Genomic DNA, 22896 nt, shown 5'->3' with positions numbered 1-22896 from the left:
CGCAGTCCCAGGGGGAATGCGCTATATTGCAGTGCAACAAGTGCGCAGGCGCACGGATCGCCTCCTGCGCGTCACGCAACCCCAGGAGTCCCTATGAATGCGTTGATGCCTGGCGCTGCCGCGCCGCTGTTCGCGATGGCGGAACCCTTTGCACCGTTGCTCGATCCCTTTGGTTTCGGACGCGCCGCCGCCGATTACTGGCGCGATAGCGTCGAGCGCAGCATCCTCTATTGGGATGTGATGCGGCAGCGCGGCAACGAGTACCTCGAGCATATCGAAAAGACCCGTCCCTCGGTGCTCGGTTTCGATACCGACATCGTCATGCTCGGGGAAGAGCTGCCACGTCCCGTCAACTACGAGTTACTGCGCGTGCATCCCCCGGAAGGCGTCGAAACGGATGAGCTCGCACGTCCCTTCGTGGTGGTCGACCCCCGTGCGGGGCATGGCCCGGGGATCGGTGGCTTCAAGCCCGACAGCGAGATCGGTGTGGCGCTGCGGGCTGGCCATCCGTGCTACTTCATCGCCTTTATGCCGTACCCGATTCCGGGGCAGCGGGTCGAGGACGTGGTCGAGGCCGAGGTCACCTTCCTGCGCCACGTCAACGAGCTTCACCCTGACAGTGAGAAGCCGATGGTGGTCGGCAACTGCCAGGCTGGCTGGCAGATCATGATGGCCGCCGCGCTGGAGCCGGAAGTGTTTGGGCCGATCCTGATTGCCGGGGCTCCACTGTCCTACTGGGCCGGTGAGCGCGGCAAGGCGCCGATGCGCTATACCGGTGGCATGACCGGAGGCAGCTGGGCGACCCACATGCTGTCGGACATGGGGGATGGGGTGTTCGATGGTGCCTGGCTGGTACAGAATTTCGAGCGGCTCAACCCGGCCAACACTTGGTGGGACAAGCAATACCACCTATATGCCCATGTCGATACCGAAGCCGAACGCTATCTTCAGTTCGAACGCTGGTGGGGCGGACACGTGGTACTGGGGGGAGAGGAGATCCAGTACATCGTCGATAATCTGTTCGTCGGTAATCGGCTGTCGACGGCGCAGTTGGTGACGTCAGACGGTCGTCGCATTGATCTGCGCAACGTGCGCTCCCCGGTGATCGTGTTCTGCTCCCAGGGTGATGACATTACGCCTCCACCCCAGGCGTTGGGGTGGGTGCGTGATCTGTATGGCGGTGTCGACGACATCATTGCCAACGAGCAGACCATCGTCTACTGCGTGCACGACAAGACGGGTCACCTCGGCATCTTTGTCTCGGGCAGCGTGTCGCGCAAGGAGCACGCCGAGTTCACGGCCAACATGGACTACATCGACGTCTTGCCACCAGGGCTGTATGAGACCACGGTATCCAAGGCCAGCGACCGTCCTGATGCGGAGCTTATCGAGCGCGATTACCTGCTTGAGTTCTCTACCCGTGACCTGGACGACCTGGACGAGGTCGTCAAGCCACAGCCGCAGGATGATCGTCGCTTTGCGACCGTGGCCAGAGTGTCCGAGATCAATCTTGGCCTGTACCGTCAGTTTCTGCAGCCGTGGATTCGGGCGCTTTCCACGCCGGAGTCTGCCCATTGGATGCGTCGGATGCATCCCAATCGCATGGGCTATCGCCTGCTGTCGGACCGCAACCCGCTGATGGCGCCACTGCCGGTGTTGGCAGAAATGGTGCGCGAACGTCGCCGTGCGCTTAGCGACGACAACGTTTTCCGGGTGTACGAAGACATCGGTTCAAGCCTGATCTCCCGTAGTCTTGATGCCTGGCGTGTGCTGCGTGACCGTTCCATTGAGAAGGCATTTCTGGATATCTATGGCCAGCCCCTGTTGCAGTCTCTGGTCGGCTTGCGCGGTGCCGTGGACGCGGATCGAAGGCTGCCGGGCGCCGAACCCGAACGGCGTCGTTTCATCCAGCGTCGTCGCGACGAAATCCGTGCTCAGGTCGCCCGTGGTGGAGCTCATGAAGCGGTCATGAGGTCGATCATCTTCGTCCTTGGCGGTGCTCCGGCCACCGATGGACGTAATTTCCGCCGGCTGCAAGCCTCCCGGAGCGAGCTGGAGCCCGAGCTTCAGCTGCAGGACTTCAAGCACTTGATGCGCGATCAGTTCTTCATTCTGAAACAGGATCGTGAAGCCGCCCTTGAGGCAGTGCCTGCGTTGCTTGAGGGCCTTGATGCCAAGGAAATTGACAGCCATATCGAGCATATGGAGCACGTTCTGGCGGCCAGCGGTGACTTGAGCGAGCACGCGGCCGCTCGCTTTGAGCGAATCAAGTCGTTGTTCCTCAAGGCGAGGCCGGCCAGCCGTCGCAGGTCAACACGGTCGTCATCCTCTGATGGCGGTGCGGGTGGGAACACCAGCGGCAGTGGCAAGGTGCCCAACGCGTCCAAGACAACTAGCGCTCCCAAGGCATCCAGCGCTCCCAAGGCATCCAGCGCTCCCAAGGCATCCAGCGCTTCCAAGACGCCTAGCGTGGCGAAGGCATCGGACGCTTCCAAGACGTCTAGCGGTTCCAAGGCATCCAGCGCTTCCAAGACGCCTAGCGGTTCCAAGGCATCCAGCGCTACCAAGGCGTCCAGCGCTACCAAGGCATCCAGTGCTTCCGAGACGCCCAGCGCTTCCAAGGAGCCGAGCACGACGAAGGCATCCAGCGCTTCCGAGGCGTCCAGCGACACCAAGACGTCCAGTGCTTCAGGCGCCACTACCTCGGCGTCCGGCACGAAGGCCGACAGCACGAAGGCGGACAGCACGAAGGCCGACAGCGCTGGGGCTGCTGCAACGACGTCAGAGCCTGCGGGGGCGGCCAAGCCTGAGGGCGCACAGGCGACACCTGCGGCTTCGCGCCGGCGCTCGACCAGTCGCTCGCGGGGACAGACGCGGCGCTCGTGACTATGGCGCTGCGCTGATCGCCACGTTCGATCGGCCCTGTGGCGTATTCTCGCTATGTCCTTGCCCCCGCCCAGCGGGGGCAAGGTCGTTATGTGGCCGCTGCTTGTCGGACGACGGGGTTAAGGCTAGTCTCTTGCCCATGCGAGTCGGGCGTCGTATAGAAGGCGCCGCGTGATCCGTGACACGACCCGCACTGTTCCAGGGGCAACCGTCGATGTGACTGGCGCGATGTTCGGCACTGGGTTAGGGTAAGCGCATTTTTCCCCGTCAAGCTTCGGCGGGTATGTTACATACTGGCGTACGCCAAGGAGCGCGGCGCCCTGACTTTCGTGGAGTACTATGGGCAAGTCTCTGGTCATCGTCGAGTCGCCTGCCAAGGCCAAGACGATCAATAAATATCTCGGCAACGATTTCATCGTGAAGTCGAGTGTGGGCCACATCCGTGACCTGCCGACCAGCGGCTCTGGCAAGGCGGCCTCCGATCCTAAGGAGCGGGCTCGCCAGGCGGCCGCGACACGCAAGATGTCGGCGGAGGAGAAGGCGGTGTATCAGCGCCAGAAGGCGCATACACAGCTCATCCGGCGTATGGGTATCGATCCTGACAATGGTTGGCAGGCCAATTACGAGGTGCTGCCAGGCAAGGAAAAGGTCGTTGCCGAGCTCAAAAAACTGGCTGAGAAAGCCGATACCGTCTATCTCGCGACCGACCTTGATCGCGAAGGGGAAGCCATTGCCTGGCACCTTCGCGAGACCATCGGAGGGGATGAGCAACGCTATCGTCGAGTGGTGTTCAACGAGATCACCAAGAATGCCATCCAGGAGGCGTTTACCGATCCGGGAAGCCTGAATATCCCGCGAGTCGAAGCCCAGCAGGCACGGCGCTTCCTCGACCGGGTGGTGGGCTTCATGCTGTCCCCGCTGCTGTGGGCCAAGGTGGCGCGAGGCCTGTCGGCAGGGCGCGTTCAATCCGTCGCCATGCGACTGATCAGCGAGCGTGAGAGCGAGATCCGGGCCTTCGTGCCGGAGGAGTTCTGGGATGTGCATGCTGATCTGGTGACGCCAGAGGGCGAGGCGATTCGCTTCGAGCTGGTGCGTCAGGACGGCAAGGCGTTTCGCCCCACCAGTGAGGCAGAGACCGAAAAGCGGATCGCTGCGCTGCGCAAGGCAACCCTTGCCATCTCGGCCCGTGAAGACAAGCCCACCCGTTCCAAGCCGAACGCGCCTTTTATCACCTCGACCCTGCAGCAGGCTGCCAGTGGTCGCCTGGGCTTCTCGGTGAAGAAGACCATGACGCTGGCCCAGCGGCTCTACGAGGCGGGCTACATCACCTATATGCGTACGGACTCGACCAACTTGTCCAGAGACGCGGTGGAAAGCGTGCGCGAGTACATCGGCAGCGAATATGGTGATCGTTACCTGCCCGAGGCGCCGAATCGCTACTCGAGCAAGGAAGGGGCCCAGGAGGCCCACGAGGCGATTCGCCCCTCCGAGGTGACTCGCAGGTCTACCGACCTTACTGGCATGGAGCGCGATGCAGAGCGTCTGTATGAGCTGATCTGGCGTCAGTTTGTGGCCTGTCAGATGACCCCTGCCGAGTACTTGTCGTCGACGCTGACCGTGGCGGTGGACGGTTACGAGCTCAAGGCCAAGGGGCGTGTGCTCAAGTTTGACGGCTATACCCGCGTCATGACGCCCATGGGGCGCAAGGAAGACGATCAGGCCTTGCCTGACCTGGGTGAGGGTACGCCTATGGCGTTGGACGCCCTCGACCCGAAGCAGCACTTTACCAAGCCGCCGGCACGCTACACCGAGGCGAGTCTGGTCAAGGAGCTCGAGAAACGCGGCATCGGTCGTCCGTCGACCTACGCGGCGATCATCTCGACCATTCAGGATCGCGGCTACGTGAAGCTGGAGAATCGGCGCTTCTACGCCGAGAAGCTGGGTGACATTGTCACCGAGCGTCTCAAGGAGTCCTTTCCTGACCTGATGGATTACTCCTTCACCGCGCGCATGGAGGATAGTCTCGACGAGATTGCCGAGGGCGAGCGCAGCTGGCGCGAGCTGCTGGATGCGTTCTATCAGGAGTTTCGTGAGGAGCTGGCGAAGGCGGAAAGTGAGGACGGCATGCGTCCCAACCAGCCCGTGCCGACGGACATCGACTGTCCCAGCTGTGGGCGCAAGATGCAGATTCGTACCGCGTCCACCGGCGTCTTCCTTGGCTGCAGTGGGTATAACCTGCCGCCGAAGGAGCGCTGCAAGACCACGATCGACCTGCTTCCCGGTGAAGAGGCCGTAGCGGCCGACGCGGGTGAAGAGGCGGAAACCGACGCGCTGCGCGCTAAGGAGCGCTGTCCGCTGTGTGCCACCGCCATGGACAGCTACCTGATCGACGAGGGCCGCAAGCTGCATATCTGCGGTAACAGCCCGGACTGCGAAGGCTACAAGATCGAGGAAGGCAAGTTCCGGATCAAGGGCTACGATGGTCCTGTCATCGAGTGTGACAAGTGTGGCTCCGAGATGCAGCTCAAGTCGGGGCGCTTCGGCAAGTACTTCGGCTGCACCAATGACAGCTGCAAGAATACCCGCAAGCTGCTGCGCAACGGGGAAGTCGCACCGCCAAAGATGGATCCCATCCCGATGCCCGAGCTGGCGTGTCAGAAGGTCGAGGACCATTATGTGCTGCGCGATGGCGCGAGTGGCTTGTTCCTCGCGGCGAGCAAGTTTCCCAAGAATCGCGAAACGCGCCCGCCGTTGGTCAAGGAGCTGAAGCCTCACGCCGAGGAGTTGCCCGAGAAGTATCACTACCTTCTTAGCGCGCCCGAGCAGGACCCCGATGGCCGCCCCGCGCAGATCCGTTTTTCACGCAAGCTCAAGGAGCAGTTCGTGATGACGGATGGTGATAACGGCAAGGCCAGCGGATGGAAGGCAAGCTGGGACGGCTCCTCATGGCAGGTCGAGGACAAGCGCAAGTGACCCCCAGAGCGCGTACCAACCAGTTGCTGTACCAGGTGGAGTTGCTGCTTGCGACACCGGTCCGGGACGATGAACACCAAGACGCCCACCGGCGCGCCTGCGAGGAGGGCGCGCTGGCGCTATTTGGTTTGGCGCTGGATGCGCTGCTGCGTGATGTCAGCGAGCATGCTCACCTGGTCGAGCACGACTGGCATACGATGCTGGTGGGCGATCGTTATCCCGACATAGCGGAAGTTCGTCGTTTGCGTGAACTCGCCAATGATCGTGACAGTTGGTTAGGTCGATTGATCTCATATCTGGACGCGCTGGAGAGTGATGGGGGGGCAAGTCAGGGAACTTCCGTGGGGCCACCTGGCGTTATTGCTGTCGGCGGTCGGCGCGATCTCCGACAGGATTTGAGAGATTGTCTAACGATGGCAAAGGCAGAGATAGCGACCCTAAGGCAGACGAGTGAGGAATGGTAAAGGCGATGTGTCGCCACAGGGAGACGCCGGGCCTGAGATGAATAGGCAGGGGAGGTCCTGGTTGGCCATGGCGCACTAGTGTCTGCCAGATAGTTGATGATGCCTCGCAGAGCGTGGTTTACACTCAGTCACCAATCATTTCTTTTACACACAGTGAGTCTTGTCATGTTCCAGCGGGGTCATCGTCGTCTTTTTATCCAAATGATACTTGGTGCCTGGCTGCTACTCCCCACCGCAGTCCTTGCCAGCTTCGATATGGTCGAGGATCAGCTTAGGCGAGCCATCGTGCCCGATTCCTCGAGTGAGGTGTGGGTGCTCATCGACAATCAGGAGTCACGGCTCACGGTCTATCGTGGTGGGGTGGAACTGGCCCGCTACTCGCCGATATCGGTGGGCAGGGGCGGTGCAAAATCACAGCGAGTGATGGGTGACAAGACGACGCCGCGTGGGGAATTCCACGTCGATCGCTTCAATTTCGACAGCAAATTCGACATCTTCATCGGGCTGGACTATCCCACCCCGACCCATGCGAGAATGGCGCTTGAGTCGGGGCTCTACTCTCAGCAAGACTACGACGAGTATTTCGACTACTATCGGCGGCATCGTAGCCCTCCGCAGCAGACGGTTCTCGGTGGCTATATCGGGATACACGGTGTCGGCGATGGAGATATGGATATTCACCGCAACTTTGACTGGACCAACGGATGTGTCGCCGTGACCAATCAGGAAATTCGAGAACTCTCTGGCCTGATTGGTGTTGGCACTCGCGTCGTCATCCGCTAGTCTTTAGGGGCGCTAGGGACGTTCAAGACTGTGGACTAGGGACGTTCAAGACTATGGACAAGCGCCGTTGTGTATTATAAAACAGCGTTTGACTCCTGTGCTTAGCAGCACAAGTCGCTGCAAGAAAGGCCTGCCTTTGCAGGAAGCCTGATGGATGCATTCCCCTAAGGGGCATGTAGACGTCATTATCGCAGTACCAAGGAAGACTCAAGGAGAACACCATGACTCTGAAGACTACCCTGAAGCTGACCGCCGCCGCCGCTTCTCTGGCCGTTCTGGCTGGCTGTGCTTCCTCCAGCGCTCTGGAAGAAGTTCGCATGACTGCTGAGTCCGCTCAGGCCGACGCTGCTGAAGCTCGCAGCATCGCCACTCAGGCTCAGAACACTGCCAACCAGGCACAGCGTGACGCTCAAGCGGCTCTGCAGCTGTCTCAGCAGAACCGTGAAGAGATGAACCGCATGTTCGAGCGCTCCATGCGCAAGTAATCGTTTCCTTGCCCCCTCGGGGGATGACCTGAACGGTGCGGACATTGTCCGTCCGCCAGGTCGTGAAGCGATAGGCTGAGGCCCAACCGAAAGGTTGGGCCTCAGTCGTTTTTGGGTCAGTGTCACGGCTCTGCATGGTGAAGACATGCAGCAGCGGCAAATACCTTGATCGACGATGGCAATGGCCGTTTCGGGACCTGCGTGCTGGCGCAGGTCCTCCTGCATCAACTTCATACCTGCAGGCGCGGGTAGGCGCGACTCGGCGCCCCTTGGCAGGGTTTACGGGGGCTGCTCGATGGGCCACTGGCAGGCTGAAAGGGGCAGGTGTAGCGCGCTCACTAAAGCGCCGCTGGTCTAGGTGAACGCTGACGAAAACGGCTCTGATGTCCTTGCGCGCCAGGCCTTATCCGTGTCTCGGGTGCGCAAGTCGCCGCGCCTGTTCGATCTCATGACAGACGCAATAGCAGCCGCGTGGCACCCAACTCTGTCGGTCACTTTGCTTACATGACCGAGCCTGATGAGAGCGAAAAAAAAGGCGCCACAAGGGCGCCTTTGGACGGACATGCAGGGAGCGGAGGTTTTACTCTCCCTGGCTTGCCTGGCTAAGCAGCGGGGGTTCTCCAGCGACCAGTTCTATGTGGTCGTAAAGACTGCCAGGCAGGGGAGTCGGGCGCTCCGGTGCTGTCGCCTGCATCGCTACGGGCAGTCCGCTGGGGGTCTCCATGGCGGCTCTCAGGCGTGCAAAGTCGACGCTGTAATCCTTGTCCTCGACGGCGGATTCCACTTCTTCGATGGCGGCAGTCATGTCCTCAATGGGCGCGCCTTCTTCCTCGTCCAGATAGGGATACGCCTGCACATACAGGTGCTCATCAGACCAGCCAAGCTTGAGGGGCTCGTTGACCAGGCGTACACGCGTACCGACGGAGACCTGGTCAAACAGGTTCTCGACGTCATCAGGCAGCATGCGAATGCAGCCGTGGGTGACGCGCATGCCCACACCTTCAGGCTTGTTGGTGCCGTGGATCAGGTAGCCAGGAATGCCTAGGCGCATCTTGCGGGTGCCCATGGGGTTTTCCGGGCCTGGCGGTACCACGCCGGGGAGCGGGTTGCCGGCTTCAGCGTGCTCGCGGCGAATGGAGGCGGGCGGGTACCAGGAAGGATTCTTGACCATCTCGGTGATGGTGGTAGAGCCCAGCGGCGTTTTCCAGTCCATGCGCCCGACGGCGATCGGGTAGGTCTGGACGGTGCGCGGTTCTCCCTCCTTGGCCGGAGGATAGTAGTAGAGGCGCATCTCGGCGACGTTCACCACGATGCCCGTGCGCGGTGCGTCGGGCAGGATGAACTGGGCGGGAATGACGACCTCGGTGCCTTCTCCGGGATACCAGATGCTGACGTCGGGATTGGCGCGAGTGATTGCATTGAAGCCAATGCCATGGTCGTGACCAATATCGATGAGGGTGTCGTCTTCGTCCGCTTCCACGGTGTAGACCTCGCCGATAAGGTCCCCGTCTTCGGGCAGCAGGTAGTGTCCCCTGGGCAGTTCGTCCGCCGCCACCAGAGGAGTCGCCAGCACGCCGAGCAGGCCACACAGGGTGGCGGCGCGAGCTAACGGTCGGCGAAGTGAAATCGAAGTCATTGCAACAGTCTCGATGTTGTGTGAGGGCCGGGGATCACCCGGCCACAGGTGGCAGTGTGTCGATAGCTATAGATTGCCCGCTAATGCGTCTTTGCGCCAGTCTTTACAGAGCAAATGTCAGGCGGCCTGAGCCTTTCGGTTGAGCCGTTCGAGCAGGGCTTCGATCGCTTCGAAGCGTGCCTCTTCGTCAGCCATGTCGACGCTGAAGCGAAGCGTGTCAGCACCCTCGAGCCGATACCTCTGGGGGTCGCTTTGGATGAGCTCGACCAGGGTCAGGGGGTCCACGGCGGTCTGGCCGCCAAACAGGATCCTGCCGCGCTCGGCGCCGGCTTCCAGGCGAGTGATGCCGAGTCGTTCAGCGCGTTGTCGCAGGTGGGTCTGACGCAGCAGTGTCTTGACCGGCCCCGGCAGCAGGCCAAAGCGATCGATCATTTCTACCCGCAGTTCCTTGAGTTCCGCCTCATTGCTGGCGTTGGCAATGCGCTTGTACATGACCAGGCGTTGCTGCACGTCATGCAGGTAGTCGTCGGGAATCAGCGCAGGCAAGTTGAGGCTGACTTCCACGCCGTCCTGAAGGGGCGACTCGATGTTGGGTGTGCGGCCCTCGCGTATGGCCTTGACGGCGCGGTCCAGCATTTCCATGTAAAGGCTGTAGCCAACCGCTTCCATCTGACCGCTCTGCTCGTCACCCAACAACTCGCCCGCGCCACGGATTTCCATGTCGTGGCTGGCCAGGGTGAAGCCAGCCCCCAGATCCTCGGCCTGGCCAATGGCTTCCAGGCGCTTTACCGCGTCTCGTGTCATCGAACGTGGGGGAGGGGCCAGCAGGTAGGCGTAGGCCTGGTGGTGACTGCGGCCAACCCGCCCACGCAGCTGATGGAGCTGGGCCAGGCCGAACTTGTCGGCGCGTTCGATGATGATGGTGTTGGCGCTGGGGACGTCGATGCCGGTTTCGATGATGGTCGAGCACACCAGGACGTTGAAGCGCTTGTGATAGAAGTCGGACATCACGCGCTCCAACGAACGTTCCGGCAGCTGGCCGTGAGCCACCGCGACGCGAGCTTCCGGCACCAGTTCTCGGACCTTTTCGGCGGCGGTCTCGATGGTCTTCACTTCGTTGTGCAGGTAGTAGACCTGGCCACCACGCAGGATTTCACGCAGCAACGCTTCTTTGATGACGGCTTCCTCGCGTTGCTGGACGAAGGTCTTCACCGATAGTCGTCGGGCAGGGGGAGTCGCGATGATCGACAGATCGCGAATGCCGCTCATGGCCATGTTCAGGGTGCGGGGAATGGGGGTGGCGGTCATGGTCAATACATCGACCTCGGCGCGCAGGCTCTTCAGGCGCTCCTTCTGAGCGACGCCGAAGCGGTGTTCCTCATCGATGATGACCAGGCCGAGCTGAGGAAAATCGAGCTGACGGGACAGCAGCTTGTGGGTGCCGATGACGATGTCGACCTTGCCCTCTCGGATACGCTTGAAGGTCTCGGTCTGACCGCCGCTGCTGGTAAAGCGAGACAGTAGCTCGATATCGACAGCAGTATCGGCGAAGCGGTCACGGAAGTTCTCGTAGTGCTGGCGGGCCAGCAGCGTGGTGGGCACCAGCACCACCACCTGCCGTTCTGACTGGACGGCCAGGAAGGCGGCGCGCATGGCCACCTCTGTCTTGCCGAAGCCGACGTCGCCGCAGACCACGCGGTCCATGGGGCGTGGTGCAGTCATGTCTTGAATCACCGCCTGAATGGTCACCCGCTGGTCCGGCGTCTCCTCGAACGGGAAGTTGGCCACGAAGCGGGCGTATTCGGCATCCGGGGGCGCGCAGGCAAAGCCTTCGCGGGCCTCTCTCCGGGCATAGATGTCGAGCAGTTCTGCCGCGGTATCGCGAATCTTCTCGGCGGCCTTGCGCTTGGCCTTGTCCCACTGCTCCGAGCCCAGGCGGTGCAGGGGGGCCAGCTCATCGTCGGCGCCGGCATAGCGGGAGATAAGATGCAGGCTGTCGACCGGCACATAGAGCTTGGCGCCGTCGGCGTATTCGAGGCTGACAAATTCGGCTGCCTGGCCGCCTGCCTCCAGGGTTTCGAGTCCACGATAGCGACCAACGCCATGGGCCTGGTGGACCACTGGCGCGCCTGCCTTGAGTTCGGACAGGTGGCGGACCGCGAGCTCATTGTCGTCCGTCGCCTTGGCCTGACGCCGGGTCTGGCGCACCACGTCACCGAACAACTCGGTCTCGGTGATGACGGTCAGCGCCGGTTGCTCGAGCAGCAGCCCGTTGGCGAGCTGACCTTCAGCGATGGCGAGTGCCATGTCGCCATCGAGGAATTCCAGGAAGCCGGTGCTTGCCGGCAGCGCGCCGGTGACCGGCGCCAGGGTGTCTTCCAGGGCTTCCCGGCGACCGCGTGACTCGGCCACGAACAGCACGCGCTGCTGCGAGTGCTGTTCGAGAAAGTTCTTTAGTGCGGCCAGTGGCTCCTTGGCGCGCGCGTTGATGGCGACGTCGGGTGCGGCCTGCGCCTGGCAGCGATGGGCATGGGGGTGATCGGTGGCGTCGGTCAGTTCGATCCGTGGGTGGGCCTTGATCAGCGCAAACAGCTCTGCCTCTGGAATAAAGGCCCGATGGGGTGGCAACAGCGGACGGGTGGGGTCCACGCAGAGGTTTTCATAGCGACTGCTGATGGACTGCCAGTGGTGCTGAGCAGCGTCGCGGCAGCCAGCCATCATGACCACGTGGGTGCCGTCCGGCAGGTGGTCGAACAGGGAAGCCGTTGTCTCGAAGAACAACGGCAGATATTGCTCGAGTCCCGCCGACGGAATGCCCTTGAGGGCATCGACGTATAGCGGGCATTGGCGCGGGTCGACGTCGAAAAGCGTCTCGAAGCCCTCGCGAAAACAGGCAATGGCAGAGCGCGACAGCGAATATTCGTGAGCAGGTAGAAGCTCGATGCGTTCTACCTTGTCGAGGCTGCGCTGGGTGTCTGGATCAAAGCTGCGCAGCGTGTCGATCTCATTGTCGAACAGATCGATGCGCAGGGGATGCTCCGCGCCCATGGGGAAGAGGTCGATCAAGGCACCGCGCAGGGCATACTCGCCAGGCTCGAAGACGGTCTCGACCGCGCGATAGCCTGCACGGGACAAGGTTTCTCGAAACGCCTCTCGCTCCAGAGTGGCGCCCACTTCCAGTGTCAGTACGCGGCCAGCAATGTAGTCGACCGGCGGCAGGCGCTGCATCAGCGTATTGATGGGGACCAGCACGATGCCGTGCACGCCATCCTGAAGCTGTCTCAGGGTTCGCAGTCGCGAGGAGACGATGTCCTGGTGTGGCGAGAAGCTGTCGTAGGGCAAGGTTTCCCAATCGGGAAAGGGCAGTACCGGCACGTCAGCGAAGAAGGCCAGCTCCTGTTCGAGTCTCAGCGCTTCAGCGGTGTCCTGAGTGACCACCAGTAGCGGCTCCCGAGAGGCCAGTCGCGCCAGGGCAAGCGCGGCAGCGCTGCCTGGAGGCGTCGTCAGGAACAGGGTGTCGCGAACTCCTTGAGGCAACGGCGGGTCAAGCGGCGAGAAGGTAGGCATAGACGGTGTCGTTTCGCTGGCGTTCAGTGGGCGAGCAGGCATCATACCAGCCCCATCTTGGTCGTGTAGTCAAACTGGGATTTCTGTAACGAGCCTACATGGAGTGCGACCATACAGGCATTGCCCCGCCTCATGGGGGCGCAGATAATACTCGCGTTTCCCAACAGACTTAGAGGTCTCTCGTGAGCCAGCAACCCGACATCGTCTTCCAGGAGTGGCACGACAACCAGGCCGTGGCCGAGCAGATGATCCCGCTGATTGGCAGCCTGTATCGTCGCAACAACGTGGTGACGACCATGTTCGGTCGCTCCCTGTTCAACCGTAGCGTGATCAGAATTCTCAAGGATCATCGCTTCGTGCGGAAGATTGAAGGGACTGAGCTGTCGGTTCAGGACACCTTCCCGCTGGTTCAGGCGATGACCCAGCTCAACCTGGGGCCGGCGCACGTTGACGTGGGCAAGCTCGGGGTGGCGTTCAAGAAGCAGGGTGGTGGTGACGCCCTGGCCTTTATGCGCGAGCAGCTGGCCGACATCGTCGACAGCCACGACCCGGATGCGGGTAACGGCGAACCCAAGGACGTGGTGCTGTACGGCTTCGGTCGCATTGGTCGCATTCTGGCGCGCGTACTGATCGAGAAGGCCGGCGGCGGCAACCTGCTGCGGCTCAAGGCCATCGTGGTGCGTGGGCGCGGCGATATCGCCAAGGATCTGGAGAAGCGTGCCAGCCTGCTGCGCCGCGACAGCGTCCATGGTCCGTTCGATGGCACCATCAGTGTCTGCGCTGAATCTCGCACCCTGACCGCCAACGGCAACGTCATCCAGGTGATCTACGCTGACTCACCGAGTGATGTCGACTACACCGCTTACGGTATCAACAATGCGGTCGTCGTGGACAACACCGGCATCTGGCGCGATGAGGCCGGCCTCGGCCAGCACCTGCAGTGCAAGGGAGTGTCCAAGGCGCTGCTGACCGCGCCGGGCAAGGGTGACCTCAAGAATATCGTCTACGGCATCAACCACTCCGATATCACTGCCGATGATCGCATCATCTCGGCCGCTTCCTGCACCACCAACGCCATCGTGCCGGTGCTGAAGGTGATGAATGACGAGTACGGCATCGAGCATGGTCACGTGGAGACCGTTCACTCCTACACCAACGACCAGAACCTGATTGATAACTATCACAAGGGTGACCGTCGCGGGCGCAGTGCTCCGTTGAACATGGTGCTGACCGAGACCGGTGCCGCCAAGGCAGTGGCCAAGGCGCTGCCCGAGTTGGGTGGCAAGCTGACCGGCAACGCCATCCGGGTGCCGACGCCGAATGTGTCGATGGCGATTCTCAACCTGTCGCTCGAGCGCGAGACCGATGCCGCGTCGCTCAACGACTACTTGCGTCGCATGTCTATCGATTCTGCTTTCCAGAAGCAGATCGACTACGTCGACTCTCCAGAAGTCGTGTCCACAGACTTTGTCGGCAATCGCCATGCGGGCATCGTCGATGCCAAGGCCACCATCGCCCAGGGCCGTCATGCGGTGGTCTATGTGTGGTACGACAACGAGTTTGGCTACAGCTGCCAGGTCATTCGTATCCTGCAGCAGATTTCCAACGTGTCCTTCTGCAAGCTGCCGCGCAGCCACGCCTAAGCCGCGTCGCGCGGGCGGAACGGCCCGTTTTTAGGTATCTCAATAACCCCTTGCCAACCTTGTTTGGCAAGGGGTTTTTTCTTTCTGTCGGGGGCCTGATCTGCCGAAACAGTCATTTCTGCTACGTTCGATCATGTGGTCAATTCACTGGCTTGTCTTTATAATGCTGGGGATTTTTCGGGGTGGTTCGATGTCGCCTCGGCGTGACTGGTGATGCGTGGTCAATAACAAGAATTCCTCTCATTTCCACCGAACCTCCGTCCATTATCTACGATCCATCAACTGGGCGAGTCTATGATCGAAGTCAAGAAAGGCCTGGATCTCCCCATCACGGGAGCACCGGAGCAGCGTATCGAGGATGCGCGACCGGTGCGCCACGTGGCGCTCCTGGGTACCGACTATATCGGCATGAAGCCGACTATGGAGGTCAAGGAGGGGGACAAGGTCAAGCTGGGCCAACTCCTGTTTACCGACAAGAAGATCGACGGTGTACGCTTCACTTCTCCGGCGGCCGGTGAAGTGGTGGCGATCAACCGCGGTGAGAAACGCAAGCTACTGTCGGTGGTGATCAAGGTCGACGAGAGCGAAGAAGCCGAAACCTTCACGGCCCATGGGCGTGATGCGCTGGCGTCGTTGGAACGTCAGACGGTTGTCGACCAATTGGTGGAATCCGGCCTGTGGACCGCGTTGCGAACTCGCCCGTTCTCGCGGACTCCGGCGCTGGATGCTGAGCCTACCGATATCTTTGTCACCGCGGTGGACACCCAGCCGCTGGCTGCCGATCCGGCCGTGGTCATCAACGAGCAGGCGCAAGCCTTCGAAGATGGCCTGACGGTACTGTCGCGCCTGACCAAGGGCCAGGTGTTCCTGTGCTCCGCAACGGACGCGCAGATTCCTGGCACCAAGGTCAAGGGCGTCAAGCACGAGAGCTTTGCTGGTCCCCACCCGGCTGGTCTGGTCGGTACCCATATCCATTTCCTGTCCCCGGTGTCGCTGCAGCGTCGCGTCTGGCACATCGGCTATCAGGACGTGATTGCGTTCGGCAAGCTGTTTGCAGAAGGCAAGCTGGACATGAGTCGTGTGGTGGCCGTCGCAGGTCCGCGTGCAGAGCGTCCGCGTCTGGTACGCACGCGCCTGGGCGCCAGCACCGATGAGCTGCTCGATCATGAAGTGAAGTCTCCGGACGACACCCGGGTGATCAGCGGTGGTGTGTTCTCTGGCTTCACTGCCGAGGGCAGCCTGCGCTACGTGGGCCGTTTCCACACCCAGCTGAGCCTGCTGGAAGAGGGTAACAAGCGTGCCTTCATGGGCTGGCTGTCCCCAGGTGGCAACCGTCACTCGGTGCTCGGGATCTACCTCTCCAGCCTCAAGGGGCTGAGCAACTATGCACCTACTACCTCTACCAACGGCTCCGAGCGCGCGATGGTACCGGTAGGTGCTTACGAGAAGATCATGCCGCTGGACATCATGCCCACGCAGCTGCTGCGTTCGCTGATCGTCGGTGACATCGAGACTGCCATGCAGCTGGGGTGTCTGGAGCTGGATGAAGAAGACCTGGCGCTGTGCACCTATGTGTGCCCGGGCAAGTACGAGTACGGTCCCATCCTGCGTGACAACCTCACCATGATCGAGAAAGAGGCCTGATGATGGGTATTCGACAGACACTCGACAATCTCGAGCCGCACTTCCACAAGGGCGGCAAATACGAGAAGTTCTATCCGCTCTACGAGGCGGTAGACACGATTTTCTATTCTCCCCCCAGCGTGACCAAGACCACGGCTCACGTGCGCGACGGTATTGACCTCAAGCGCATCATGATCACCGTGTGGTTCTGCACCTTCCCGGCCATGTTCTTCGGCATGTGGAACGCCGGCTGGCAGGCCAACGAAGCGATCGCCGCGGGCTACGACTCCATGGGTGGCTGGCGCGAAATGATCCTGCTGACCCTGGCGGGTGGTCATGACGCAGGCAGCCTGTGGTCGAACTTCGTGCTGGGTGCGACCTACTTCCTGCCCATCTACCTGGTGACGTTTGCCATCGGTGGTTTCTGGGAAGTGCTGTTCGCGATCAAGCGCGGCCATGAGGTCAACGAAGGCTTCTTCGTCACCTCCGTGCTCTACGCCCTGATTCTTCCGGCCACCATTCCCCTGTGGCAGGTCGCACTGGGCATCACCTTCGGTGTGGTGATCGGCAAGGAAATCTTCGGCGGTACCGGCAAGAACTTCCTCAACCCGGCGCTGACAGGTCGTGCCTTCCTCTACTTCGCCTATCCGGCCCAGATCTCTGGTGACTCGGTTTGGGTCGCGGCAGACGGCTATACCGGTGCCACTGCACTTTCCACGGCCTATCAGAGCGGCATGGCAGCCCTGCAGGATCAGTACAGCTGGTGGGACGCCTTCCTCGGCTTCATCCCTGGTTCGGTGGGTGAAACCTCGACCCTGGCGATCCTGATCGGTGCCGTTGTGTTGCTGGGCATGCGAATTGCCTCCTGGCGCATCGTGCTCGGGGTGTTCCTGGGGATGGTGGCGATGAGCTCGATTCTCAACCTGATCGGCTCCGACACCAACGCCATGTTTGCGATGCCCTGGTACTGGCATCTGGTGGTGGGCGGCTTTGCCTTTGGCATGGTGTTCATGGCCACTGACCCTGTGTCTGCGTCCATGACCAACCCGGGTCGCTTCCTGTTCGGTGCCCTGATCGGTGTGATGACGGTCCTGATTCGCGTGGTCAACCCGGCCTTCCCGGAAGGCATCATGCTGGCGATTCTGTTTGCCAACCTGTTTGCCCCGCTGATCGATCACTTCTTTGTTCAGGCCAACATCAAGCGTCGCGTCAAGCGCACGGCGGTTGTGGCTGAGGAGACCACCTGATGGCACAAGGCAACAATTCCATCAAGAAGATCCTTACGGTCGCCTTCTCCCTGTGTATCGTTTGCTCGATCATCGTGTCGACGGCGGCAGTGGGGCTCAAGGCGCGTCAGGAGCGCAACCAGGAGCTGGACCGCAAGTCCAACATCCTGGCCGTGGCGGACCTTTACGAGCCTGGAATGGACGTCGGCAAGGAGTTCTCCCAGGCCGTGACCGCCAAGGTCGTCGACCTGGAAACCGGTGAGTATACCGACGCGGTCGACCCCGAGACCTATGATGGCTTCCAGGCGGCCAAGGATCCTGCACAGTCGCGTACCCTGTCCGGGGAGCGTGACGTCGCCGGTATCGGTCGTCAGGAAAAGTACTCTACCGTCTACCTGGTCGGTGACGAGGAGAACCCCGAGCAGATCGTGCTGCCGATCCGCGGTCAGGGCCTGTGGGGCCTGATGCGTGGTTACCTGTCCGTGCAGGGCGATGGCAATACCATCGGTGGCATCACCTTCTATTCCCACTCCGAGACACCCGGACTGGGTGGTGAGGTCGACAACCCGCGCTGGAAAGCGCAGTGGGAAGGCAAGGAAATCTACGCCTCCAGCGACTCCATGGATCCGGCCATCGAGCTGGTGAAGGGTGGCGCCAGCGATTCCACTGAGGTCGACGCACTGTCCGGTGCTTCCCTGACCAGCCGTGGGGTGACGCATCTGGTGCAATTCTGGCTGGGCGAAGAAGGCTTTGGCCCCTACCTGGAGCACTTCCGCGACGGTGGTGACAGCCAGGCGACTGCCAGCGCCAGCCCCTCTGACGACAGCGAAGGAGTCTGACGATGTCCGCACCGACAACCAAGGGCGTCATCCTGACGCCGATCTTCAAGAACAACCCCATCGCCCTGCAGATCCTTGGCATCTGCTCGGCGCTGGCGGTGACCTCCAGTCTCAGCGTATCTCTGGTCATGAGTCTGGCGGTTATCTTCGTGACGGCATTCTCCAGCATGTTCGTCTCGCTGATTCGGAATCATATTCCGTCCTCTATCCGTATCATCGTGCAGATGACCATCATTGCGTCGCTGGTCATCGTGGTGGACCAGATCCTCAAGGCGTTTGCCTATGAGATGTCCAAGCAGCTGTCGGTCTTTGTTGGCCTGATCATCACCAACTGCATCGTGATGGGTCGCGCTGAAGGCTTTGCCATGACCAACACGCCTGCGCTGTCGTTCCTGGATGGCGTGGGTAACGGTCTTGGTTATGGCTTCATTCTGATGACGGTCGGCTTCTTCCGTGAGCTGTTCGGTTCCGGCAGCCTGTTTGGCGTGACCATCCTCGAGACCGTGCAGAACGGTGGCTGGTACGTACCGAACGGCCTGCTGCTGCTGCCGCCGTCTGCCTTCTTCATCATTGGTCTGATCATCTGGGTGCTGCGTAGCCTCAACCCGGAGCAGGTCGAGGACAACGAGTTCGTGATGAAGGAAAACACCCAGCCGAAGGAGGCCGTGTAAGATGGAACACTATCTGAGCCTTTTCGTTGCCTCGGTCTTCGTCGAGAACATGGCCCTGGCGTTCTTCCTGGGCATGTGTACCTTCATGGCGGTATCGAAGAAGGTGTCCTCTGCCATTGGCCTGGGTATCGCGGTGGTCGCGGTTCTGACCATCACCGTTCCGGTCAACAATCTGATCCTGAAGTACCTGCTGGCGGAGGGAGCCCTGTCCTGGACCGGTATCGCCGGTGCCGAGAACATCGATCTGACCTTCCTGGGTCTGCTGTCCTACATTGGCGTTATCGCCGCTCTGGTGCAGATCCTCGAGATGTTCCTGGACAAGTTCGTGCCCTCGCTCTACAACGCGCTTGGCGTCTTCCTGCCGCTGATCACCGTGAACTGCGCCATCCTCGGTGGCACCCTGTTCATGGTCGAGCGTAGCTACAACTTCGGCGAGTCCGTGGTCTATGGCCTGGGCGCTGGTGTTGGCTGGGCACTTGCCATTACTGCGCTGGCTGGAATTCGTGAGAAGCTGAAGTACAGTGACGTGCCTGCCTCGTTGCAGGGGCTGGGCATCACCTTCATTACCGTGGGTCTGATGTCCCTGGGCTTCATGTCCTTCTCCGGCATCCAGCTCTGAGTGAGACGGGAAGGGTGCCACAGCACTCTTCTCGGTTCCGAACGCTAGCAATAGGAAACCGACATGGTTGATACAACAGTCATCGTGCTCGGCGTCGTCATGTTCACCGTCATCGTCATCAGTCTGACGGCGGTGATTCTGGCGGCCCGCTCCAAGCTCGTGAGCTCGGGCGATGTGACCATCGAGATCAACGACGATCCCGAGAACACCCTGACCACCCAGGCCGGCGGCAAGCTGCTCAACACCTTGGCAGCCAACGGCATCTTCCTTTCTTCCGCCTGCGGCGGCGGTGGCTCCTGTGCCCAGTGCAAGTGCCGCGTTGAAGAAGGGGGCGGTTCCATCCTGCCCACGGAAGAAAGTCACTTCACCCTGCGTGAGAAGAAGGTGGGCTGGCGTCTGTCCTGCCAGGTGCCGGTCAAGCAGGACATGAAGATCCAGGTCCCTGAAGAGGTCTTCGGCGTCAAGAAGTGGGAATGCGAGGTCATCGAGAACCCCAACGTCGCCACCTTCATTAAGGAGCTGAACCTCAAGCTGCCTGAGGGCGAGGAAGTTGCCTTCCGCGCTGGCGGCTATGTGCAGCTGGTGGCTCCTGCCTACGATATCAAGTTCTCCGACTTCGATATCGAGGAAGAGTACCGTGGTGACTGGGAGAAGTTTGGCCTGTTCAACGTCTCCCACAAGAACACTGAGGAGGTCATTCGCGCCTACTCAATGGCCAACTATCCGGAAGAGAAGGGCATTCTCAAGTTCAATATCCGGATCGCCACGCCGCCGCCCAATTCCAGTCACCCGCCCGGCCTGATGTCCACTTACGTGTTCAGTCTCAAGCCTGGTGACAAGGTGACGGTGATGGGGCCGTTCGGTGAGTTCTTCGCCAAGGACACTGACGCCGAGATGGTCTTCATCGGCGGTGGTGCCGGCATGGCACCGATGCGCAGCCACATCTTCGACCAGCTCAAGCGTCTTGATACCAAGCGCAAGATGACGTTCTGGTACGGTGCACGCTCCTGGCGTGAAACGTTCTACAACGAAGAATACGACAAGCTGGCTGAAGAGCACGACAACTTCGACTGGCATCTGGCATTGTCAGATCCCCAGCCCGAGGATAACTGGGAGGGGCCGACCGGCTTCATCCATAACGTGCTCTACGACATGTACCTCAAGGACCATCCGGCGCCTGAGGATTGCGAGTACTACATGTGTGGGCCGCCCATGATGAACGCTTCTGTCATCAAGATGCTGCTGGACTTGGGTGTCGAGCCCGAGAACATCATGCTGGATGACTTTGGCGGCTGATGCCTTGCCTACCATGGCATGTCGAAAACCTCGCCCTCGTGGCGAGGTTTTCGTTTATCGGTCCCGCTGACGCTGGGAAAGTGTCTTGGAGGCGCCGTGAAAGTGCCTTGAAAGAAAGCAAAGGGCAGTAGTCGCCGTGACGGTTTCTGCCCAGAGGATAAATCTGGCATAATCCTTTGGTCGACAGGGCGTGCGACTCGACGGCGTCAGGGCCGTCGGTCGTGTTGCTGGGGCAAGGCCCGTGTGCCGAGCATGCGACGGCTGATCCCAGACCGATGCGGTGCAAGGTTCACGCAGCTGTGTGCTACTCACTTCGGCAGGCCTGTCGTTCCATCAAGAGGACACTCGTATGACCACCTACCTGATCGTATTTGGCGCTATGTTGCTGATTATCGGCGCCATGGCCATCGGCGTCATCCTTGGACGCAAGCCGATCGCCGGCTCCTGCGGCGGGCTTAACCAGCTTGGCCTCAAGGATGGCTGCGAGATTTGTGGCGGTAAGGACGACGTGTGTGAGGAGGAGTCGAAGAAGCGCGCCGCCAGCGCACGTCGCCGCTCCGATGAGAATCGCGGGCTTGATCTGGGCTACGACGCCACCCGCCGATAAGGCGTTGCAGCGAGCAGCCTGCGTCTACCGGTATGCGTGACGCATGCTTTGGTTTGCCTGACCGTGACGGCGCCCTGTGGGCGCCGTCTGCATGATGATGCTGTCCCTTGTACGGTCGAGGGACTTTTCCAGGATAAGGATGACACGATGGCAGTGCACAACTACGACGTAGTGGTGATCGGTACAGGCCCCGCCGGCGAAAGCGCCGCGATCAACGCCGCGAAGCACGGTAAGCGAGTGGCAGTGATCGAGAAGCAGGCGCGCGTGGGCGGTAACTGCACCCATTGGGGCACCATCCCGTCCAAGGCGCTGCGTCATCAGGTTCGCCAGATCATGTCGTTCAACACCAATACGATGTTTCGCGACATCGGTGAACCCCGCTGGTTTTCCTTTCCCAAGGTCCGCGAACGTTCCCGGGTGACGATCGATCAGCAGGTGGCGATGCGTACCAACTTCTACGCGCGTAACCGCATCGATCTGTATCACGGCATTGCCCGCTTCAAGGACGAGCATACCTTGACGGTGCGCGGGCAGGGAGACAACCAGGAAGAACTGATCGCCGACAAGGTGATCATCGCCACTGGGTCACGTCCTTACCGCCCGGCGGATATCGATTTTCGACACCCGCGGATCTACTGCTCGGACACCATACTCAGCCTTCAGCATACGCCGCGCACGCTGATTATCTTTGGCGCTGGTGTTATCGGCTGTGAGTACGCGTCGATCTTTTCCGGCCTTGGGCTCAAGGTGGACCTGATCAATAACCGCGGTAGCCTGCTGTCGTTTCTGGATGACGAAATCAGTGATGCGCTGTCCTACCACCTGCGCAAGCATGGTGTGTTGATTCGTCATAACGAAGAGTACGAGCGCGTCGAGGGTGACGAGCATGGGGTCACCGTTCACCTGAAGTCAGGCAAGCGGTTGCGCGCGGACGCCTTCCTGTGGGCCAACGGACGCACCGGGAATACCGACCAGCTGGGGCTTGAGAACATCGGCCTCACCGCGAATGGTCGTGGACAGTTGCAGGTCGATGAACACTATCGCACGGCGCTGCCGCACATCTATGCAGCGGGCGACGTGGTGGGCTGGCCGAGTCTGGCCAGCGCGGCTTACGACCAGGGGCTGAATGCCTGCGACGAGCTGCTGGATCGGGATTTCCGCTATGTGACCGAGGTGCCTACCGGTATCTACACCATCCCTGAAATCAGCTCCTTTGGCCGTTCCGAGCGAGAGCTGACAGAAGCCAAGGTGCCCTACGAGGTGGGGCACGCCTTTTTCAAGGATACCGCTCGTGCGCAGATCACCGGAGATACGGTGGGGATGTTGAAGATCCTGTTCGATCAGGACACGCTCGAGATCTACGGCATTCATTGCTTTGGCGACCAGGCGTCGGAGATCGTGCACATTGGCCAGGCCATCATGCAGCAGGAAGGCGAGGCGAACACGCTGAAGTACTTCGTCAGCACCACGTTCAACTACCCGACGATGGCCGAGGCCTACCGGGTGGCGGCTCAGAATGGTTTGAACCGAGTCTTCTGATGCCAGCGGCCATGACCAGAAAAGGTGCCAACAGGCACC

16 protein-coding genes are annotated in these 22896 nt (G+C 60.8%); 14 read left to right on the top strand and 2 right to left on the bottom strand.

Annotated features, from left to right (window positions below):
* Positions 1–93: 93 nt before the first annotated feature.
* The 5 genes from KUV72_RS12440 to KUV72_RS12420 all read left to right on the top strand — a co-directional run bounded on the left by KUV72_RS12440 (position 94) and on the right by KUV72_RS12420 (position 7591).
* On the top strand, positions 94–2886 hold the full coding sequence (locus tag KUV72_RS12440; RefSeq protein ID WP_222238633.1) for a DUF3141 domain-containing protein: 2793 nt from the start codon (positions 94–96) through the stop codon (positions 2884–2886).
* A gap of 339 nt (positions 2887–3225) precedes the next feature.
* The gene (gene topA / locus KUV72_RS12435) at positions 3226–5859 is read left to right on the top strand and encodes a type I DNA topoisomerase (RefSeq protein WP_222238632.1); all 2634 of its coding nucleotides are present in this window, start codon (positions 3226–3228) and stop codon (positions 5857–5859) included.
* The gene (locus KUV72_RS12430) at positions 5805–6323 is read left to right on the top strand and encodes a DUF6586 family protein (RefSeq protein WP_224852068.1); all 519 of its coding nucleotides are present in this window, start codon (positions 5805–5807) and stop codon (positions 6321–6323) included. Before topA ends, KUV72_RS12430 begins: the two co-directional genes overlap by 55 nt.
* 285 nt (positions 6324–6608) lie before the next feature.
* Positions 6609–7106, top strand: coding sequence for a L,D-transpeptidase (locus tag KUV72_RS12425; RefSeq protein ID WP_315857896.1), 498 nt, complete (start codon positions 6609–6611; stop codon positions 7104–7106).
* Between the two features lie 221 nt (positions 7107–7327).
* On the top strand, positions 7328–7591 hold the full coding sequence (locus tag KUV72_RS12420; RefSeq protein WP_045992670.1) for an Lpp/OprI family alanine-zipper lipoprotein: 264 nt from the start codon (positions 7328–7330) through the stop codon (positions 7589–7591).
* Positions 7592–8171: 580 nt separating this feature from the next.
* On the opposite strand, the gene KUV72_RS12415 is transcribed toward KUV72_RS12420, so the two are convergent.
* Both KUV72_RS12415 and mfd read right to left on the bottom strand, forming a co-directional pair.
* Positions 8172–9227, bottom strand: coding sequence for a L,D-transpeptidase family protein (locus tag KUV72_RS12415; protein WP_206943263.1), 1056 nt, complete (start codon positions 9225–9227; stop codon positions 8172–8174).
* 117 nt (positions 9228–9344) lie between these two features.
* A complete protein-coding gene (mfd, locus tag KUV72_RS12410; protein ID WP_222238630.1) occupies positions 9345–12794 on the bottom strand; it encodes a transcription-repair coupling factor in 3450 nt (1149 codons plus the stop codon).
* 182 nt (positions 12795–12976) lie between these two features.
* On the opposite strand from mfd, the gene KUV72_RS12405 reads away from it, so the two are divergent.
* From KUV72_RS12405 to sthA, 9 genes are all read left to right on the top strand, one after another.
* Entirely contained in the window at positions 12977–14437 is a 1461-nt protein-coding gene (locus tag KUV72_RS12405; protein WP_222238629.1) for a glyceraldehyde-3-phosphate dehydrogenase, read from the top strand.
* A gap of 294 nt (positions 14438–14731) precedes the next feature.
* A complete protein-coding gene (locus KUV72_RS12400; protein ID WP_222238628.1) occupies positions 14732–16081 on the top strand; it encodes a Na(+)-translocating NADH-quinone reductase subunit A in 1350 nt (449 codons plus the stop codon).
* The gene (locus KUV72_RS12395) at positions 16081–17307 is read left to right on the top strand and encodes an NADH:ubiquinone reductase (Na(+)-transporting) subunit B (protein WP_206943258.1); all 1227 of its coding nucleotides are present in this window, start codon (positions 16081–16083) and stop codon (positions 17305–17307) included. The genes KUV72_RS12400 and KUV72_RS12395 overlap by 1 nt, the downstream gene beginning before the upstream one ends.
* Positions 17307–18125: a Na(+)-translocating NADH-quinone reductase subunit C gene (locus tag KUV72_RS12390; RefSeq protein ID WP_222238627.1), complete on the top strand. Its 819-nt coding sequence runs from the start codon at positions 17307–17309 to the stop codon at positions 18123–18125. Before KUV72_RS12395 ends, KUV72_RS12390 begins: the two co-directional genes overlap by 1 nt.
* Before the next feature lie 2 nt (positions 18126–18127).
* Positions 18128–18796: an NADH:ubiquinone reductase (Na(+)-transporting) subunit D gene (locus KUV72_RS12385; protein ID WP_206943256.1), complete on the top strand. Its 669-nt coding sequence runs from the start codon at positions 18128–18130 to the stop codon at positions 18794–18796.
* A 1-nt stretch (position 18797) separates the two neighbouring features.
* Entirely contained in the window at positions 18798–19415 is a 618-nt protein-coding gene (nqrE, locus tag KUV72_RS12380; RefSeq protein ID WP_206943255.1) for an NADH:ubiquinone reductase (Na(+)-transporting) subunit E, read from the top strand.
* Between the two features lie 63 nt (positions 19416–19478).
* Positions 19479–20711, top strand: coding sequence for an NADH:ubiquinone reductase (Na(+)-transporting) subunit F (gene nqrF / locus KUV72_RS12375; protein ID WP_222163435.1), 1233 nt, complete (start codon positions 19479–19481; stop codon positions 20709–20711).
* Between the two features lie 349 nt (positions 20712–21060).
* A complete protein-coding gene (gene nqrM / locus KUV72_RS12370) occupies positions 21061–21318 on the top strand; it encodes a (Na+)-NQR maturation NqrM (RefSeq protein WP_206943253.1) in 258 nt (85 codons plus the stop codon).
* Positions 21319–21465: 147 nt separating this feature from the next.
* Positions 21466–22857 carry a Si-specific NAD(P)(+) transhydrogenase gene (sthA, locus tag KUV72_RS12365; RefSeq protein ID WP_206943252.1) on the top strand — a complete coding sequence of 464 codons (1392 nt, stop codon included), beginning with the start codon at positions 21466–21468 and terminating at the stop codon, positions 22855–22857.
* Positions 22858–22896 lie beyond the last annotated feature (39 nt).

Source organism: Halomonas sp. DP4Y7-1, assembly GCF_019800705.1.
Lineage (GTDB): Bacteria > Pseudomonadota > Gammaproteobacteria > Pseudomonadales > Halomonadaceae > Halomonas > Halomonas litopenaei_A.
Note: the sequence above shows the minus strand (reverse complement) of the source record. Positions and strands in the feature narration are given on the sequence as shown.

Bases quoted from the DNA above. Each gene is read 5' to 3' on its own strand.
- KUV72_RS12440 (WP_222238633.1), top strand. From the start codon at position 94: ATGAATGCGTTGATGCCTGGCGCTGCCGCGCCGCTGTTCGCGATGGCG.
- topA (WP_222238632.1), top strand. From the start codon at position 3,226: ATGGGCAAGTCTCTGGTCATCGTCGAGTCGCCTGCCAAGGCCAAGACG.
- KUV72_RS12430 (WP_224852068.1), top strand. From the start codon at position 5,805: ATGGAAGGCAAGCTGGGACGGCTCCTCATGGCAGGTCGAGGACAAGCG.
- KUV72_RS12420 (WP_045992670.1), top strand. From the start codon at position 7,328: ATGACTCTGAAGACTACCCTGAAGCTGACCGCCGCCGCCGCTTCTCTG.
- KUV72_RS12415 (WP_206943263.1), bottom strand. From the start codon at position 9,227: ATGACTTCGATTTCACTTCGCCGACCGTTAGCTCGCGCCGCCACCCTG.
- mfd (WP_222238630.1), bottom strand. From the start codon at position 12,794: ATGCCTACCTTCTCGCCGCTTGACCCGCCGTTGCCTCAAGGAGTTCGC.
- KUV72_RS12400 (WP_222238628.1), top strand. From the start codon at position 14,732: ATGATCGAAGTCAAGAAAGGCCTGGATCTCCCCATCACGGGAGCACCG.
- KUV72_RS12395 (WP_206943258.1), top strand. From the start codon at position 16,081: ATGATGGGTATTCGACAGACACTCGACAATCTCGAGCCGCACTTCCAC.
- KUV72_RS12390 (WP_222238627.1), top strand. From the start codon at position 17,307: ATGGCACAAGGCAACAATTCCATCAAGAAGATCCTTACGGTCGCCTTC.
- KUV72_RS12385 (WP_206943256.1), top strand. From the start codon at position 18,128: ATGTCCGCACCGACAACCAAGGGCGTCATCCTGACGCCGATCTTCAAG.
- nqrE (WP_206943255.1), top strand. From the start codon at position 18,798: ATGGAACACTATCTGAGCCTTTTCGTTGCCTCGGTCTTCGTCGAGAAC.
- nqrF (WP_222163435.1), top strand. From the start codon at position 19,479: ATGGTTGATACAACAGTCATCGTGCTCGGCGTCGTCATGTTCACCGTC.
- nqrM (WP_206943253.1), top strand. From the start codon at position 21,061: ATGACCACCTACCTGATCGTATTTGGCGCTATGTTGCTGATTATCGGC.
- sthA (WP_206943252.1), top strand. From the start codon at position 21,466: ATGGCAGTGCACAACTACGACGTAGTGGTGATCGGTACAGGCCCCGCC.